The sequence below is a fragment of the Bacillus sp. Bvel1 genome, assembly GCF_014872755.1.
GTDB lineage: Bacteria > Bacillota > Bacilli > Bacillales > Bacillaceae > Bacillus > Bacillus velezensis.
In genome coordinates this window covers 109,143-126,106 of sequence record NZ_JAAOBZ010000007.1, presented here as the reverse complement: position 1 = coordinate 126,106, position 16,964 = coordinate 109,143, and the positions used below count along the sequence as shown (strand labels likewise).

Annotated in this window: 21 protein-coding genes; 13 read left to right on the top strand and 8 right to left on the bottom strand. The window is 45.3% G+C overall.

The window, feature by feature from the left end:
- Positions 1–31 precede the first annotated feature (31 nt).
- Positions 32–1,510 (top strand): glycoside hydrolase family 30 protein, encoded by a 1,479-nt coding sequence (locus HAP68_RS09730; RefSeq protein WP_024085483.1) that lies wholly within the window; start codon positions 32–34, stop codon positions 1,508–1,510.
- A 34-nt stretch (positions 1,511–1,544) separates the two neighbouring features.
- On the opposite strand, the gene HAP68_RS09725 is transcribed toward HAP68_RS09730, so the two are convergent.
- Together HAP68_RS09725 and HAP68_RS09720 are read right to left on the bottom strand one after the other, a co-directional pair.
- Positions 1,545–3,035 (bottom strand): sodium:solute symporter family protein, encoded by a 1,491-nt coding sequence (locus HAP68_RS09725; RefSeq protein ID WP_014305212.1) that lies wholly within the window; start codon positions 3,033–3,035, stop codon positions 1,545–1,547.
- Positions 3,035–3,235 carry a DUF3311 domain-containing protein gene (locus tag HAP68_RS09720; protein WP_003153716.1) on the bottom strand — a complete coding sequence of 67 codons (201 nt, stop codon included), beginning with the start codon at positions 3,233–3,235 and terminating at the stop codon, positions 3,035–3,037. The genes HAP68_RS09725 and HAP68_RS09720 overlap by 1 nt, the downstream gene beginning before the upstream one ends.
- 185 nt (positions 3,236–3,420) lie before the next feature.
- On the opposite strand from HAP68_RS09720, the gene HAP68_RS09715 reads away from it, so the two are divergent.
- Both HAP68_RS09715 and HAP68_RS09710 read left to right on the top strand, forming a co-directional pair.
- Complete coding sequence (locus tag HAP68_RS09715; RefSeq protein ID WP_003153719.1) at positions 3,421–4,344, top strand: ring-cleaving dioxygenase; 924 nt, start codon at positions 3,421–3,423, stop codon at positions 4,342–4,344.
- A 2-nt stretch (positions 4,345–4,346) separates the two neighbouring features.
- Positions 4,347–4,949 carry an alpha/beta hydrolase gene (locus HAP68_RS09710; RefSeq protein ID WP_024085482.1) on the top strand — a complete coding sequence of 201 codons (603 nt, stop codon included), beginning with the start codon at positions 4,347–4,349 and terminating at the stop codon, positions 4,947–4,949.
- Between the two features lie 43 nt (positions 4,950–4,992).
- On the opposite strand, the gene HAP68_RS09705 is transcribed toward HAP68_RS09710, so the two are convergent.
- A complete protein-coding gene (locus HAP68_RS09705; protein WP_024085481.1) occupies positions 4,993–5,601 on the bottom strand; it encodes a nitroreductase family protein in 609 nt (202 codons plus the stop codon).
- 129 nt (positions 5,602–5,730) lie between these two features.
- On the opposite strand from HAP68_RS09705, the gene yodB reads away from it, so the two are divergent.
- Complete coding sequence (yodB, locus tag HAP68_RS09700; RefSeq protein ID WP_003153729.1) at positions 5,731–6,072, top strand: transcriptional regulator YodB; 342 nt, start codon at positions 5,731–5,733, stop codon at positions 6,070–6,072.
- Positions 6,073–6,111: 39 nt separating this feature from the next.
- On the opposite strand, the gene HAP68_RS09695 is transcribed toward yodB, so the two are convergent.
- Both HAP68_RS09695 and HAP68_RS09690 read right to left on the bottom strand, forming a co-directional pair.
- The gene (locus tag HAP68_RS09695; RefSeq protein ID WP_024085480.1) at positions 6,112–6,477 is read right to left on the bottom strand and encodes a hypothetical protein; all 366 of its coding nucleotides are present in this window, start codon (positions 6,475–6,477) and stop codon (positions 6,112–6,114) included.
- Positions 6,478–6,534: 57 nt separating this feature from the next.
- On the bottom strand, positions 6,535–6,924 hold the full coding sequence (locus HAP68_RS09690) for a tautomerase family protein (protein WP_015388106.1): 390 nt from the start codon (positions 6,922–6,924) through the stop codon (positions 6,535–6,537).
- 201 nt (positions 6,925–7,125) lie between these two features.
- Here HAP68_RS09690 and HAP68_RS09685 point away from each other — a divergent pair, with 201 nt between their 5' ends.
- Complete coding sequence (locus HAP68_RS09685; protein WP_003153736.1) at positions 7,126–7,365, top strand: hypothetical protein; 240 nt, start codon at positions 7,126–7,128, stop codon at positions 7,363–7,365.
- A 33-nt stretch (positions 7,366–7,398) separates the two neighbouring features.
- Here HAP68_RS09685 and HAP68_RS09680 read toward each other — a convergent pair whose 3' ends face one another.
- Positions 7,399–7,863, bottom strand: coding sequence for a hypothetical protein (locus tag HAP68_RS09680; protein ID WP_014305207.1), 465 nt, complete (start codon positions 7,861–7,863; stop codon positions 7,399–7,401).
- A gap of 97 nt (positions 7,864–7,960) precedes the next feature.
- Between HAP68_RS09680 and rarD the strand changes: the two genes are divergently transcribed.
- From rarD to bshB2, 4 genes are all read left to right on the top strand, one after another.
- A complete protein-coding gene (rarD, locus tag HAP68_RS09675) occupies positions 7,961–8,857 on the top strand; it encodes an EamA family transporter RarD (protein WP_003153740.1) in 897 nt (298 codons plus the stop codon).
- A gap of 67 nt (positions 8,858–8,924) precedes the next feature.
- The gene (locus HAP68_RS09670; protein WP_041482370.1) at positions 8,925–9,197 is read left to right on the top strand and encodes a hypothetical protein; all 273 of its coding nucleotides are present in this window, start codon (positions 8,925–8,927) and stop codon (positions 9,195–9,197) included.
- A 2-nt stretch (positions 9,198–9,199) separates the two neighbouring features.
- The gene (locus tag HAP68_RS09665; protein ID WP_003153743.1) at positions 9,200–9,550 is read left to right on the top strand and encodes a YojF family protein; all 351 of its coding nucleotides are present in this window, start codon (positions 9,200–9,202) and stop codon (positions 9,548–9,550) included.
- A 17-nt stretch (positions 9,551–9,567) separates the two neighbouring features.
- The gene (bshB2, locus tag HAP68_RS09660) at positions 9,568–10,233 is read left to right on the top strand and encodes a bacillithiol biosynthesis deacetylase BshB2 (protein WP_003153744.1); all 666 of its coding nucleotides are present in this window, start codon (positions 9,568–9,570) and stop codon (positions 10,231–10,233) included.
- Positions 10,234–10,260: 27 nt separating this feature from the next.
- Here the strand turns inward: bshB2 and HAP68_RS09655 are convergent, their stop codons facing one another.
- Entirely contained in the window at positions 10,261–11,109 is an 849-nt protein-coding gene (locus HAP68_RS09655) for an STAS domain-containing protein (RefSeq protein ID WP_003153745.1), read from the bottom strand.
- Positions 11,110–11,122: 13 nt separating this feature from the next.
- Positions 11,123–12,484, bottom strand: coding sequence for an MATE family efflux transporter (locus tag HAP68_RS09650; protein WP_024085479.1), 1,362 nt, complete (start codon positions 12,482–12,484; stop codon positions 11,123–11,125).
- Positions 12,485–12,760: 276 nt separating this feature from the next.
- Between HAP68_RS09650 and cdaS the strand changes: the two genes are divergently transcribed.
- From cdaS to HAP68_RS09630, 4 genes are all read left to right on the top strand, one after another.
- Positions 12,761–13,387 (top strand): sporulation-specific diadenylate cyclase CdaS, encoded by a 627-nt coding sequence (cdaS, locus tag HAP68_RS09645; RefSeq protein ID WP_014305204.1) that lies wholly within the window; start codon positions 12,761–12,763, stop codon positions 13,385–13,387.
- Positions 13,388–13,505: 118 nt separating this feature from the next.
- A complete protein-coding gene (locus HAP68_RS09640) occupies positions 13,506–14,717 on the top strand; it encodes a macrolide family glycosyltransferase (protein ID WP_024085478.1) in 1,212 nt (403 codons plus the stop codon).
- 318 nt (positions 14,718–15,035) lie between these two features.
- Entirely contained in the window at positions 15,036–16,277 is a 1,242-nt protein-coding gene (locus tag HAP68_RS09635; RefSeq protein WP_024085477.1) for a C40 family peptidase, read from the top strand.
- 83 nt (positions 16,278–16,360) lie between these two features.
- The gene (locus tag HAP68_RS09630; protein ID WP_003153756.1) at positions 16,361–16,951 is read left to right on the top strand and encodes a superoxide dismutase family protein; all 591 of its coding nucleotides are present in this window, start codon (positions 16,361–16,363) and stop codon (positions 16,949–16,951) included.
- Positions 16,952–16,964 lie beyond the last annotated feature (13 nt).

Sequence of the window (16,964 nt, the reverse complement as noted above, 5' to 3'; positions counted from 1 at the left end):
CTTATAAAAATAAGGAAAGGGATGGTGGTTCATGTTTTTTAAAAAAAGTCTGCACATGACCCTGGTTTTTCTTGTGTTTTTCTTTTTCATATCAAGCAGCACGGAAGCCGAAGTGTATGCGGCTGATCGGAAGGCTTCAGACAAAAACAAAGTAAGGGTGTGGTTCAGTTCTGAAAAAGATCCGGCTTCCCGTACGTGGTATGACGGGCCGCTGGAAGTGAAATACGCCTTAGACGAACAAACACCGCTTACATGGACAAAAAAGAAGGCTTCTGACTCCGCCGCCGTGTATATTGATCCGTCGCGCCGCTATCAAAGTGTGTTGGGCGTAGGATCGTCCCTGGAAGAATCCACAATCCATAATTTATCAAAAATGACACCCGCAAAAAGAAAAGAAGTGCTGAAAAAACTGGTTGATCCCAAAGATGGTATCGGCATGGACGTTATGCGCATAACGATCGGGACATCTGATTTTACGGCACAGGAATTTTATACGTATGACGATATGCCTGAAGGCCAAACAGATCCTAAGCTCCGTCATTTCTCGATCCAAAAGGATATTGATTTACACATTACAGCAACCATCAAGGAAGCGCTGGCGATAAATCCGGAACTGAAAATCATTGCCTCACCGTGGAGCCCGCCGGCTTGGATGAAAACGAATGAAAACCTCAAGCGGGGAAAGCTGAAAGATAAATATATCGGCGCACTGGCCGTTTACTTCCGCAAATTTATTGAGGCGTACGAAAAGCAGGGAATTCCGATTTATGCGATGACCCTTCAAAATGAACCTTTGCTGGAAATCGACTATCCGAGCATGTACATGCCGCCGTCTCAGCAGCGCAAACTGGCGATAGCCGTGAAAAAAGAATTGAAAAAACACATAATTGACACGAAAATTTGGATTTATGATCACAATGCGAGCGGGGCGTGGAACTATATTCCGCCGATTTTAGATGATAAAAAAGGAAACCGGGCGGCAGACGGCATCGCTTTTCACGATTATGACGGTGACCTTTCCGTCATGTCGGAAATCGGAAAGAGATATCCTGATCAATCTATTCACTTAACGGAGCGGTCTGTCTGGGGGACGGCAGGGGCGGATCGGATCGCACAGTATTTCCGCAACGGCGCGTCGAGCTACAATGCGTGGGTGACGATGCTCGACAGTCAAATCAAGACGCATCATTGGATAGGCACCCCGGACCCGACGCTGTTTATTCAGGATGCTAAAAACCCTGACCGCTATTGGAATATCCCGATCTTTCATATGACAGGCAACTTTTCAAAATTTATCGAGCGCGGAGCCAAACGGATAGAAAGTAATTACGGCTCCAAAAACACAGTCTCGAATGTATCGTTCCTTAATCCTGATCAATCCATTGTGACAGTCGTAATCAACCAGACATCTTCAGAACAAAAATTCCATGTCGTTTCAGAAAATCGGCAGTTTGAAGCCGTCATCCCGGCTAAAACCGTCGCCACCTACAAATGGCAGCACAAAAAGTAAAAAACCGGCACATCGATGTGCCGGCTTTTTTCTGTTAAGCGCCTTTTTGGTTCAGTTTATCAGAGGGCGCTTTATTGAATAAACCGTCTTTGACGGCGTTTGAAGACGCTTTTTTTACAAAAAACGGGTTAAGGATAATAACGGCTGCCATGTTAGCGGTCAAACCCCAAAACCCTTCATATATACCGTGGGCGGATTGGGTGATATTTACCGTGAATGTCACGATAAGACCGACGAGAAGACCGGTAATTGTCGCTTCTTTCGTTTGATTCTTCCAAAACAGACTGACGGCGATAGCCGGAAAGATCTGAACCATGCCGGAAACACCGAGAAGCTGAAGGGTAACGAGCGCAGTCGGGAACAGCATACCGAATAAAAGCGCGAGCCCGATGACGACAAATACCATTGAACGGGTGATCATCGTCAGCTTGCTTGGTGACACATTCGGGTGAATCAAATCCCGATATAAGTTATTCGCAAATAAGTTTGATGCTCCGATGGCCATGATGGAGCAGGGAATCAATGACGCAAGGGCGATCGTGGAGTAAGCAAATCCCTGTGCGACTCCGCCGTAAGACGTTTGAATCAGCTTCAATAAAGCGAGCCGCGGATTGGTATCTTCCGGAAGGACAAGAAACGCGATAAAGCCGAGAAAAATAACAAGAATCAAAACAATATTATAAAGCGGCAGAAACATGCTGTTTTTGCGGACGGCATCCGCGCTTTTTGCCGTAAATACGCCGGTTGCCGCATGCGCCCACATAAAGAGCGCCAGCGCAGATACGATGGAAGCTGTGATAAACCAAGGAATTCCTTTCGGCCCCGAGTCCGGTATCGTCAGCATATGCGGCGCTTTTTCAGCCAAAGTGTGAATCATCGGCGTCCAGCCGTGAAAATGGATCAGCGGGAGTGAGACGACCATAAACAGCATAATCACCCACACCAGAATGTCTTTAATAATCGCCGTAAACGTCGGCCCTTTAATTCCGCTGAAAAAAGTATACAGCGCTACAAGAATAAAAGAGATGATGACGACCATATTGACATTAATGACACCCGTTCCGGCCACCTGAAGCGTATCTTGAATCCCGCTCAGCTGGAGACAAATATAAGGAATGAGCATAAGAACGCCGACAATGGCGACAAGACTGGCCAAAAGTTTACTGTCAAAACGCTCACGGGCATAATCGGCAAGCGTCGTTAATTTGTGAATTTTTGCCACTTTCCACAACTTCGGCAGAAAGAAATAAGCGATAAAATACGCCAAAACAGAATACGGGATTGCAAAAAAAGCAACGCTTCCCCCTGTGTAGGCTGTGCTTGTTAAGCCTAAAAACGTATAAGCCGTATAGAGATCCGCGCCGACTAAAAACCAGACGAGGAGCCCCCCGAACCGTCTGCCGCCGACAGACCATTCCTCAACAGAAGTACGTGATGATTTGTCTCTTCCGGCTATAAAGCCGATACAGACAACGGTTAAAACGATGACGGCTGTAATGATCAATGCTGTTATATTTGCGGGCATCAGTCCAGTCCTCCTTGTTTCTTCTGCAGCCTATAAATAAGAAACGAACATAATGGAGTGACTGCGATCCATAAAAGCAGCCAGAAATGAAAAAAAGGCAGCCCGATAATGATCGGATGAACCCGATTAGCGACTGACAGCAGGGCCAGCTGGCTGAAAGGGATTAAGATGAGAACGAAAATTAGTGCTTTTCTGACCATTTACTTTCCTCCTGAAACTTGATAATGCTCCTTATCATAGCAGGTGTCAGATAAGATCACAAGATATTTTTCAGAAAAAAAAGAATTCTATTACTTTTTTAACTGAAACACTTTAGTTGCATCTTCATTCATATTAAATTAGAATAGTTAATATCTCGAAATCAAGATATTTAGGAGTGAATACATTGAATACACAAGGATTGCACCATGTTACCGCATTTGCAAAAGATCCTGCTGAAAATCTTCGGTTTTATACTGAAGTGCTGGGTTTGCGGCTCGTTAAAAAAACCGTTAATTTTGACGACCCGGCCACTTATCACTTTTATTTCGGCAACCAAAACGGAGAGCCGGGCACGATCATTACATTTTTTCCTTTTCAGGGAAGCCGCCCGGGAACCGTGGGAAAAGGGCAGGCCGGAAGAATTTATTTCTCCGTGCCGAAAGGAGCACTCGCGTTTTGGAAGCGCCGGCTTGAAGAAAACGGCTTGTCTGTAAAAGAACAGATCATGCTGTCTGAACAAGTCCTTCTCTTTAATGATACAGAAGACCTGCCGCTTGCCATAATGGAAGATGAAAGAAGCGGACAGAGTGAATGGACTCCTTCGGGCATTACTGAAAAAGAAGCGATCACAGGCATGAGAGGTGTTCTTCTGTACTCGTACCGTCCTGAAGCAACCATTCAATTTCTCATAGAACGCTTCGGTTATTCAAAGACAGGAGAAGAAAATCAAATTGTCAGGCTGCAATCGGAGGCAAGGATCGGACATATTATAGATGTTGACCTTGCGCCGAAAGAAGCAGGTGCCGGCGGTTACGGGACAGTTCATCATGTCGCTTTCCGCACGAGCGAAAAAGAGCAGGCGGAGTGGAAGGATATTCTTGCTGATTCTCATCTTGCTTCATCTGACATTCTTGACAGGTCTTATTTTACTTCAATCTATTTCAGAGAAAGCGGCGGCATTTTATTTGAAATGGCAACCGACGAACCGGGCTTTATGACGGATGAATCCTTTGAAAATCTCGGAACAGAGCTGAAGCTTCCGGAATGGCTGGAAGAACATCGCAGTCAGATTACAGCTGTTCTGCCCAAAATGGAGAAAGGAGAATGATGATGAAACATGTGTTTGAACAGGGAACGTCAGAAAATGTTCTGCTGCTTTTGCACGGAACGGGAGGAAATGAACATGATCTTCTGTCGCTCGGACGTTTTATCGATCCGAACGCAAGTCTGCTGGGGGTCAGAGGATCAGTGTCGGAAAACGGCATGCCCCGTTTTTTTAAGCGGCTGAAAGAAGGGGTATTTGACGAGAAAGATTTAATTGAACGGACGGAAGAATTAAAGAATTTTATTGATGAAGCGGCGCAAATGTACGGGTTCAGCAGAGAAAACGTGATTGCTGCCGGCTATTCAAACGGCGCCAATATTGCAGCAAGTCTTTTGTTTCATTATAAAGATGTACTGAAAGGAGCGGTTCTGCATCATCCGATGGTGCCGATACGCGGAGTGAAGCTGCCTGATATGGAAGGGCTGCCTGTGTTTATCGGTGCGGGAAAACGCGATCCCCTATGTACAAAAGAAGAATCGGAGGAGCTTAATCAGTATCTGACAGATGCTCATGCATCCGTTGCTCTTGAATGGCAGGAGGGCGGTCATCAGCTCACACAGCAGGAAGCCGAGCAGGCACGAGCCTGGTACAGTGAGCGATTCCTATAAAAAACCCTTAGTCTGCTTAAGCGGACTAAGGGTTTCTTTCATCTTACAGCCAAGTTGACACTTTAGATACAGGCAGCCGGTTGCTTTTATGCGCCGGCTTAACGGCTTTACCGATTGAAATCAGCATGACGGGCACGAAACGCTCGCTCACGTCGAATTCTTTAACGAATTGCTCTTTATTGAATCCGCCGATCGCGCAAGTGTCGTAGCCTTTTGCTTTAGCGGCAAGCATCAGCTGCATCGCTGCTAAAGAAGCGTTTAAAAATGCTGAATCGCGGGCAAACTGATCATTTTGGTATGCACCGTTAATCTGGCCTAAAAGCGTTTGTTTAATCTCTTCTGTGATATTGCCTTGCTCAGCCAGTTCAGCATAAACGTCTTCACCATTTTCATTTGCTTTTAAGTCGCCTAATACGGCAATAACTGCTGATGAATCAATAATCTGTTTTTGATTAAAAGCAACCGGAAGCAGGGCAGCTTTTGCTTCATCACTGTGAAAAACTTGAAAATGCCAATGCTGAAGGTTCCAGGCGGAAGGCGCTTGCGTTGTGATTTCAAGGAGTTCTGTCAATTCCTCTTTTGTAATGACCGCGTCTTTATCGTATTCTTTAACAGATGCGCGTTCCTTTAAAACGCCTAATACGGATGTCATCATGTTTCCTCCTTCGGATAAACGTGTTATCATAATAGAAAAGTTAGAAGCTTACTAAATGTAACTTGAAAACTAATTTTAATGGATCACAAAAAACTTGTCAATTCATAGATGAAGGGATGAATTCACGTGGGATATACAATGTGTCCTAAAATGGAATCCGCTTTTTCTCTTTTGGGAAAACGCTGGAACGGCCTCATTATCCATGTACTGATGGACGGGCCGAAACGATTTAAAGATATGACCGAAACGATACCGACAATCAGTCAAAAAATGCTCGCGGAGCGGCTCAAAGAGCTGGAACAAAATGAAATCGTCGAGCGTCAGGTGCTGCCAGAAACACCTGTCAAAGTCATTTATAAACTGACTGATAAAGGCATGGCACTGCAAGCCGTTTTTCAGGAAATGCAAAAATGGGCAGACAGTTTTTGCGAGCCCGGGGGATCTGCCAACGACACATGTGATGAATAATAAAGGCTGCCCAAGGCAGCCTTTTCTTAATGATAATGTTTAATCGTCATAAAAACCATTAATATCAAAATTGTTCAGATTGAGGTTCAAGCCTTTTAATTGCTTTAATAAAGCATCGAATGTAAGGAAATGATCATTTTTACATTCCGCCGGAACATCATCTGGAGAAAATAGTTCCATTCCTCCCTCAATCCACTGTTTCCGGTATAACTGAAATGCCGCTTCAATTAAATGATCAGGCGTTACAATAAACCCTAAGCTTACGTCATGGTCCTCACTGTAGCCGAATTCAAACCCGCAGCAAGGGCAGATATCAAATGTTTTTTGATATTCGCCGTTATAAACGGGACTTGTCTCTAATCCTTTAAATCCGCATATCAAACAAGGATACAACTCACTAACCAACGTACATCCCTCTTTTATTCAGTTTGAAATCATCCAAAAAACAAGCAGGGAGGCCTTTTACAGTTTCCCGGTTAAAAACTGAGCCTCACCGAGCCCGAAGCTCCAATCGGCGTTCCCGTTTTCTGTAATGGAAATCATGACGTCCTCGGGTGATATGCCGCATTCTGTTTTAAGCTGCTCAGCCATCAGTTGATATAACGTTTCTTTCTGATGTTCGGTGCGCGCTTTGCTGACAATGCTGATGATGACAAGATCTTTGCTTCTTTTGAAACCGAGCCCGGTATCTTCAATGATAAGCTCATGAGGCCGATGCTGGTGAACGATCTGATAACGGTCCGTTACTGGGACGTCAAAAGCTTTAACCATGGCGTAATGGGCGGTATCCAGTAACTTTTTTAATGCTGCGTCATCCCGGCCTTCAATAACGTCAAAACGAAGTAATGGCATATTTTATTCCCCCTGATGGTTTTATAATATCGTAACTTGTAAAAAAAGTATAACAGTTAATCAAAATATAATCAAATTATAACCAAAATGTTTACATATTAATGCAATATTAAAGAGAGGCACATGTTGTTACAATCGCCCAATCAATTTCCTCATTTTATGAATACGCTTAAGAATAGGCAGACATAAAGGAGGAAAAACATGTACCCTCGTCATGCATTGTATCGCGGGAATTTCGGTCCTGCCGGATTTCCGGCGAGAAGTCCTTTTTTGTTCGGCGCTCCTTTATTCGGCGGATTTTTAGGCGGTCTTCTCGGAGGCGTGATTGCCACAGGTTTTACAAGACCCCGCTATCCGTACGGGTTTGCCGGTTACGGATACGGAGGCGTCCCATACGGCGGTTTCGGGCCGGGAGCCGGCGGTTATCCGCCATTTTATTAAAGAAAAAACGGCCTGCATCGCGCGGGCCGTTTTTTATCTTAAAATCTCCACTTCCGATAGATTGTAGTCTTCCTGTTTTGAAAACATAACTTCAATCATCCCGTCTTTATAGACTGCTTTTGTTCCTTTCCGTTTGACGAGACTCGGAAGTACGATTTCTTTTTTTCCTTCTCCCAGGCTGCTGTTCTCTACAACGAGGCTGTGTGACGTATGCTTAATCCTGATACGGTCGAGTTCCTCTTGTTCGGCGGGAATTTTCGCAAAAACATGATCGGATGTTTCAAACAGGTCAATTTCCGGCTTGGGCGGTTCCGCTTCGACCGGATCGGTCTTTTTGGACATCGGGTCGCGAAAAGGGAACTGTCCGGCATAACCGGCGCCGAATACGCTTTCCATCACTCGGTTGACATATGTCTCGACATCTTTCGGATCAGCATTTTTAAACGTTTCTTTAGAGAACTGATTTTGGAAGGGAAAATATCTGTTCCAATCAAACACGGCATCTCACCCTTTCTTAACGGACAACATAGTATATGCCCGCCGGAAGCTTCCCGTGATATAATATAATCTGTTTACAGAAAGGAAGGGGAAGGCCGTGCAAGGGAATAACGTAAGAAAAGGAATCATTTATACCGCTTGTTCTTTCGTCATGTGGGGGCTGTTTCCGGTCTATTGGAAACTTCTTGAACAAATACCCGCATTGGACATTTTAGCTCACCGGATTTTATGGTCATTTGTTTTCATGTGTGTGCTTTTAACTGTGCTTAAGAAGTGGAAAACCGGATGGCGTGAACTGCGTCTTTTGAAATCGGAAGGGGGCCTGCTGGCGCTTTTTTTCGCTTCCGTTTTAATTTCCGTTAATTGGTTTGTGTACATATGGGCCGTCAATCACGGCTTTTTGCTTGAAGCAAGTCTCGGGTACTACATTAATCCGCTCGTTTCCGTTCTTTTGGGCATCCTATTCTTAAAAGAAAAGCTTAACAAGATGCAAACAGCAGCCGTTTCTATTGCCGGGGCGGCCGTGCTCATATCTGCGTTTCAATATGGCGCGGTTCCTTATATCGCATTGCTGCTTGCATTCAGCTTCGGTCTGTACGGCTTATGTAAAAAAAGAACCCGCATGTCCAGCACGATCGGACTGACGCTGGAGACGCTTTTGATTACCCCGGCTGCACTTATTTATTTAGGATATACAGCTGACGGGAGCACTTTTGGGTCCTTGGGGGCAGGAACATGGGCGCTCCTATTTTTCGCAGGCGTATTTACGGCCCTGCCGCTGTTATTGTTTGCAGAGGGGGCAAAGCGTCTGCCGCTGTATCAAGTCGGCATTTTGCAATATATAGCGCCGACCATCACCCTTATGCTTGGCGTATTTGTGTATCATGAACCGTTTTCCGGGCAAAAAGCGTTTACCTTCATTTGTATATGGGCAGCATTGCTTTTGTTTACCTTTTCACAGATAAAATGGAAGCGGCCGATAAAAAGCCGCTAAGCCTTTCGCTTTCCAGCGATAGCTTAAATTATGTATAATCATTACGAGTATGTAAAGGAGCTGTACAATGGGCACTGATAAAGACATAGCAAAAGCCTATCAGGCACTGTGGAATAACCGCACTCTCCCGGCTTCAACCCTTGAAGAAGCGGAAAAGGCGATTGATCTTGAACTGCTTGATCAAAGAACACATCCGAGGCTCCGGAAGTCACCCGAGGAAAAGTTTGCTCTGGCGGTGCAGCGAATTGTAGATTCCCGGCTGCGGCCGATTGAGAAATATGAATTGGTTGAACTACATACGAAGCGTTTGCAATTTTTAAAAGAAGAAAGAGGGGAGTAGCTATGAAAGCGATCATAAAAGAAGATGTGCAAACTTCTTTAGAGCGATATGCCGATCGTCCTGTATATATCCATTTGGAAACAACGACCGGTTCTTATTCAGCGCATCTGAATGAGAAAAATATGACGGTTGTAGCCTATATACGCAATGCAAAAGTGACGTACCATCAGGCGAAAATCAAAGGAAACGGCCCGTACCGCGTCGGTTTGAAAACAGAAGAGGGCTGGATTTACGCAGAAGGTTTGACTGAGTATACAGTAGATGAAGAAGACCGTTTGTTAATGGCGGGGCATCTGCCGGGCGGAAAATTGGCGATTTCGCTTCAAATCAGCGAAAAGCCGTTTACAGTTTAAAGAAAAGGGTGAAAATCATGAAAGAACATGTACTCGTCATCCTGCCTCACCCTGATGATGAATCATACGGAGTGGCAGGACTGATTGCTTTACACAGACAAAAAGATATTCCCGTTACGTATGCATGCGCAACGCTTGGCGAAATGGGCCGGAACATGGGAGATCCCTTTTTCGCGAACCGTGAAACACTGCCGCTGTTAAGAAAGCAAGAGCTGATTGACGCATGCAAAGCAATGGACATTACTGACCTGAGAATGCTCGGGCTTCGTGATAAAACACTTGAATTTGAAGATGACGAGTGGCTCGCGGATATGATGGAAGAGATTATCGACGATGTAAAACCGAGTCTGATTGTCACATTCTATCCGGAGCACGGCGTCCATCCGGATCATGATGCATGCGGCGAAGCGGTCATCAGAGCGCTTTACAGAAAGAAAAAAGAGGACCGCCCGCGCACGCTTTGCATGGCAATCACCCGCAACAGGGAGGAAGCCGTCGGCAAGCCTGATGTCATTCTTGATATTAAAGAGGTTGCCGATATTAAAATGAATGCCTTAAAAGCGCACCGCACCCAAACGGAAGGCATGCTGAGAGAGCTGGAAGAAAAATTAAAAAATAACGAGCCGGTTCTTCAGACATGGTTTGAAGAAGAAGTGTATTGGACATATCCGTGGAAAGACTGATAAAAAAAGGGATAAGGCTGAAATGCCTTATCCCTTTTTTTGTGTCAGGTCGGAAGCGATCGCTTCCGCAAGCGAAGACCGTATTGATAAATTTGAAAAACTCAGTCCGAGCTGCACCGCGGTTTGGGCGATTTCAGGACGGATTCCGGATAACGTCGCTTTCACGCCGAGCATTCCGAGTGATTCAATTAAGGTGAAAAGCTGTTGAGCAACCATCGTATCAATCATGGCTACGCCTGATAAATCAATGTACAGCTGCGTGATGCGCTTCTCTGAACACTGGTGCAGCGTATTCTCCAAAATCATTTTGGCTCTTGCCGTGTCAATATCCCCGATCAGCGGCAGCAGTCCGACATTGTCAAAAAGCACAATTACCGGCGAGCTCAGCTCTGTAATCAATTCTTTTTGCGCTTCAAGCTGAATGTTTGTGTTTTTATACATTTCCTCTATGAAAATATGAATGACCACATCAAACGATTTAATCAGCGTATGGAATATATCTTCGGCATCTTCTTCTGTCACGGTGTCTGAATGAAGTCTGGTAAACTGCTTTACATGGCCGACATACAAATCACGAACTCTGATAAACTCGCGAATGATGTAATGGATGGGAGTTTTTAAATGTTCTTTATCCCGTGCGGCTTCAAACGCCCACTTTTCCAATGCCGCTGTATATACTTCCTTCTCTTCAGAAAAAATCCGATTGAGTTGATAATTAAACGCCAGATTTTGTTTTTTCAGATTTGTGAGAACAGCCGGGTCAGTAGAAGCATAAACAGAATCAGGATCCGTATCATGAAGGGTATCAAACCATGTCTGACTGATGTCCTCCGCCCGTTCGGTTAAATAATCGTACAGCAGTTTATGTTTTGGCATTGCTGCTCCTCCTTTATAAAATTATCATTTTTTTCACATAACGCTTTTGCAGCTTCATCAGTCTGAAGAATAAACCGACAGCTCCTGCGGCAAGTCCTGCAATTAACCCGATCCAGTAGCCGTATGCCCCGAGGCTCGTGTAAGTGCCGACTGCGTAACCGAGCGGAAGCCCGATAATCCAATACGAAACAAAAGCCGCACCGAGTGTATAGTTGACATCCTTATATCCTCTCAGGGCGCCTTGTATCGGAGCTGCTACGGCATCAGAAAGCTGGAAAAACAGCGCATAGATTAAAAAGTGCTGCGTCAACATGAGCACCTCCGGATCTGATGTATACATTCCGGCGATTTGCGGCCTGAACAGTAAAATGAAAGCCGCCGTGCATAAAGAAAAACAAAGGGCCATCACAATGCCGATATAGCTGTATGACCGGGCATCCCTGTAACGCTTTGCGCCTGCTTCAAAGCCGACTAAAATCGTCATGGCCATGGATACGCTGAGCGGCAGCATATACAAGAGAGAAGCAAAATTCATTGCCGCCTGGTGGGATGCAATCGTCACCGTCCGGAAATGGCTCATTAGAAGTGTGACAGCCGCAAAAATGCTCGTTTCAAAAAATACCGCAAAACCGATAGGCAAACCGATTTTCAAAAGTTTTCTGCATTCAGACGGAGAAAAACGGTACAGTTTCTGAAATACAGAGTACCCGGCAAACGGCTCAAATCTGAAGACGATAAAAAAGCTGACGGCGCAAATACACCAGTAAGTCAGGGCGGAAGCGAGCCCCGCACCGACTCCGCCCAATGCCGGCATGTTGAATTTCCCGAAAATAAATACATAATTTAAAACAAAATTAATAGGCAATGAGCAAAGCGTAATAAGCATCGTGACTCGCGTTTTGCCGAGTGCGTCAATGAACGAGCGCAAAACGGCGTACACAAACAAAGGAAAAATACCGAGGGATAAAAAGCCTAAAAAGTGTTTGGCGATCGTCCGGACACGAGGTTCCAGGCCCAAATGTCCCAAGATCATATCAACGGTGAAAAAGCCGACCAGGATAACCGCCGCACTGAGAATGGCCGCTACATAAACGGCCTGGATGACGGAAAACGGCACTTCCTTTTGTCTGCCGGCTCCAAACAGCTGCGAAACAACGGGCGTAACGGCCATTAATATTCCTGCAAGGCCCGTATACACCGGCGTCCACAGGCTTGAACCGATTGCAACACCGGCTAAATCGGCGGCGCTCACTTTCCCTGACATCACCGTGTCCAAAAAGGTGATCAGGGCAAGGCCCGCCTGTGTGATTAAAATCGGAATGAAGATATGTAACAGCTGTCTGACCTTTTGGCCGATCGTGTTCGTTTCTCTCAATTTAGGTTCCCCGTTTCTTTATTTTAACGAGAGAAATTATAACATTTTATGTATAAAAAGCAATGAAAGCCGGCCTACTCTTTTTTGTCCGGTTTCGGCTTTTTAAACATCTTGGCATAAATGAATGAAAGTGAAATGACCCCTAAAAAGGTGCAGATATATTGCATCAGCCGTGCGAATTCCATATGATGTCTCCTCCTTTCATGATTATGGTGTACACAGCGGCGCATATCCATGCGCGCGATGCAGAAAATAAGGGAAAGGAGATGATGTGACATGCGCCACACTCAAATGACGGAAAGCGCGTTTACGGCTGCCGTTCAAACGTACTTGAAACAAATTACCGAGGATGCCGGAATGATACTGCGGACATTGGATGAAAAAGACCAATGCCTTCTTTGCGAATTAGATGAACTGGGACATACGTTTCAGGAAATGCAGGCTGTCGCTTCGTCGTTTTACCTGCAGTCATATATCGAACATTTTACGCCTTCCTATACAGAGCTGGCGAGGGCCGTGCAGCATCTGGCGGAAGAAAAGCACGGAGCGCTGATTGTGATTGAACGTGCAGATCCGCTGGACGGAATGATACAAAAAGGGACCAGCCTGCATGCCGAGATCAGTTCAGCTTTAATTGAGAGTATTTTTTATCCCGGCAATCCGCTTCATGACGGAGCCGTATTGGTCAGAGAAAACCGGGTTGTATCAGCAGCCAATGTGCTTCCGCTCACAACAAAACATGTCGATCTCAAATACGGGACGCGCCACAGGGCCGCGATGGGACTTTCGGCCGTGACTGATGCACTCGTGCTCGTTGTTTCAGAAGAAACGGGAAAAATGTCTTTTGCTAAAGACGGCGGACTGTATCCGCTTGTTTCGCCGCGGGCGCTTCATACGAAATAATAAGAAAATGGGAATATTGTACCCATTTAATATTAATAAGGTGAACATCTTTACCTTTTTCTGTATTGGTGTTATCGTTTAAATATACATAAAATTTAAAAGAATAGGGAGTGGAAAGATGGCAAATGTATTGATGATCGGCTTTCCGGGAGAAGGCCATATCAATCCGTCTTTAGGCGTCGTAAAAGAACTGAAGGCAAAAGGGGAACATGTCGTATATTACGGCGTGAAGGAATATGAGCACAAAATCGCGTCAAGCGGAGCGGAATTCCGTGAATGTGAAGATTTCCGAAAAGATGAATTCGGAAAAAACGCAACGGGTGATGAACAGCGGGATGCTACCGAGTTTTTACTGTTAATGATTGAGACTTCCGAAAAAGCCGCACTCCGTATTCTTGAGGAAGTAAAAGATGAATCATACGACTACATCCTTTATGATCATCATTTTCTGGCAGGAAGGCTTGTGAGAAATAAGCTGAAACTGCCGGCATATTCACTTTGCACAACATTTGCAATGAATGAAGCATTTATTAAAGAAGTGTTTTCAAATACAAACCTTATATCAGAGGAATCATCTCATTATCCGGCTTATACCGAAGCGGTCAGCCGGCTTAATGAAGAATTCAGCGCAGACATTAAAACGCCGTATGATATTTTCTCAAATGACGGCAGAAAAACCATCGTATTTACTTCAAGAGCGTTTCAGCCGAAAGAAGAAGAGTTTGGCGATTCTTATCTCTTTGTCGGTCCGTCCATAACTGAAAGGCCGGCGGCTCAGGATTTCCCGTTTGACCAGCTTGAAGGAGAAAAAGTCCTGTTTATTTCAATGGGCACGATTTTTAACAATCAGAAGGAATTGTTTAATAAATGCTTAAAAGCGGTCAGGAACTTTAACGGAAAAGCCGTCATGTCAATCGGCAAACATCTTGATCCGGCGGAGCTTGATGAAATTCCTGAGAATGTTATTGTAAAGCCTTATGTTCCGCAGCTTGAGATCCTGAAGAGAGCGGACTTATTTATCACTCACGGCGGAATGAACAGTACGAGCGAAGGGCTTTACTACAAAACCCCGATGATCGTCATTCCGATGGGAGCAGATCAGTTCGCCGTCGGAAGCCAAGTGGAAAACACGGGCGCGGGCAAGATGTTTAAAAAAGAAGATGTAACAGCGGAACTGCTCACTGAAGCAATAAAAGAATTGAGCGAAAATCCTGAATATCAGACAAAAGCTTCTGAAATCGGAGAATCCCTGAAAGCGGCCGGCGGAGCACAGCGTGCAGCGGAATTGATAGCAGAAGACGTGAAAACTGCCGAGACCCGGGTTCTGTAATCAGCCGTCACCCGCTTCCTTTAAAGGAAGCGGGCTTTTTTTGTTTGTTTTTCGGGAGGATTTTCACGCCGTGAAGAGAATTGTATGAAAAACAGACAAGAAAGGTGGAATGTCGCGGAAAAAAGCCATGTTATGAAAATGATTCCAAAGTCTTTTGTGAAATGTTCTCAATTTATGTAAAATGTGTGGCATTGGTGATGATCTAAGACAAATGAATCGGAATTAATGTCGACTTCTGAATGAATCCTGCATAACAGGCGGCGTCCAAAGAAAAGGAACGTCCCTTTCAGCAATGATAAATAGGAGGTTTTTCGTTATATGAAGAAAAAAATCGCAGCCGGACTGGCTGTATCTGCAGTAATGACTTCAACCTTCGCCGTGCATCCCGCTGAAGCAAAAACCATTCAAGTAAAAAGCGGCGACTCTCTTTGGAAGCTTTCCCGGCAATATCATACAAGTATTTCAGCCCTGCAGGCGGAAAATAAACTGAAATCAACGATACTCCACCCAGGACAGCGGCTGCACATTCCCGACGGCAGCGGCACACATAAAACAGGGCAAAAAGGAAAACGAAACACTGGTGCCTACACAGTTACATACGGAGACTCATTATGGGTGATCGCTAAAAAATACCGAATGAGCGTTTCTGAACTGAGAAGCCTGAACCGTTTGAGTTCAGATGTCATCTATCCGGGCCAAAAACTGAAAATTAAAGGGTCTGCCGGCGGCACGGACGGAGGCGGCAGACAGACAAAGCCTGATAAAGGCGCATCAGGGACTTACACTGTGAAGCCGGGTGACTCGCTGTGGAAAATCGCCAATCAAACCGGCATCACCATCGCCGAACTGAAAAAGCTGAATCAATTAACATCAGACATGCTGTATCCGAATCAAGTATTAAAGATCAAAGGTTCTTCACATAACGGAAACAGCGGCACAACACCGCCATCTCATTCAAACCCTTCTGAGAAGCCATCCACTTACAAAGTAAAAGCAGGCGATTCCCTCTGGAAAATTGCTAATCGGTTCGGCATCACCGCTCAGCTCATCAGAGAAAAAAATAAACTGACAACTGATGTGCTTCAAATCGGACAGGTTCTGTTGATTAACGGAACGGGAAAAACAGAAGAGCCTGCGCGGCAGCCGGGTAACAAACCGGCAAAGCCAAACAAGCCAAATACTCCCGAACCTCCGGTGACAGGGTCAAAGATTGACAGAATGATAGGCGAGGCGAAAAAACATGTCGGCGTGCCTTACCGCTGGGGAGGCAATACGCCTGCGGGCTTCGATTGCAGCGGTTACATCTATTACCTTTTAAATAAGGTAAGCTCTGTTTCCCGTCTGAGCACGGCCGGATATTGGAATACGATGAAACATATCAGCCAGCCGTCAGCAGGCGACTTTGTCTTCTTTACGACATATAAAGCGGGCCCTTCTCATATGGGAATGTATTTAGGCGGAGGAGATTTTATTCACGCAAGCTCCTCCGGGGTTGAAATTTCAAACTTAAGCAATCCATATTGGAAAAAAGCTTATTTAGGAGCGCGCAGTTATTTTTAAAAAAAAGCCTTTCGGGGCTTTTTTTGTTTACCATTTTCACGTTTTGACAAGACTGATGGGTAAAAAAATAAGGGGGAGGAAGCATGAATCGTCTCTTGCTTTTTCTCATGCTCGCATCAATTACGCTTTGCGGCTGCGGGGCGAGATCCGCTCCTGTTCCGCCCAAAAAACATGGGGAAAGCCGCGCATTGGAAGCATCTGCATATCGTGAGCATGCCGGACTCATCAATCAAAACGGAAAAACGATCGGATATATCGAAGTGAGGGAATCTGATGATGAAGGATCAGACATTCATATATCAGCGGGACATCTGCCGCCCGGCGCTTCTCTCGGATTTCATATTTATGAAAAAGGGACATGTCAGGCACCTGATTTCGAATCAGCCGGCGGTCCGTTCAACCCTTTGAACAAAGAACACGGCTTCAACAATCCGATGGGTCATCACGCCGGAGATCTCCCCAATCTTGAAGTGGGGGCTGACGGTAAAGTGGATGTCATTATGAACGCGCCGCAAACTTCATTAAAAGAAGGGAGCAGACTCAGCCTGCTCGACCGGGACGGAAGCGCGTTCGTCATTCATGAACATACGGACGATTATTTAACAAACCCGAGCGGAAATTCCGGAGCCAGAATCGCCTGCGCTCCCCTGACAAAAAGCGCCCGCAGGGAATGAGCCCTTTTGTATT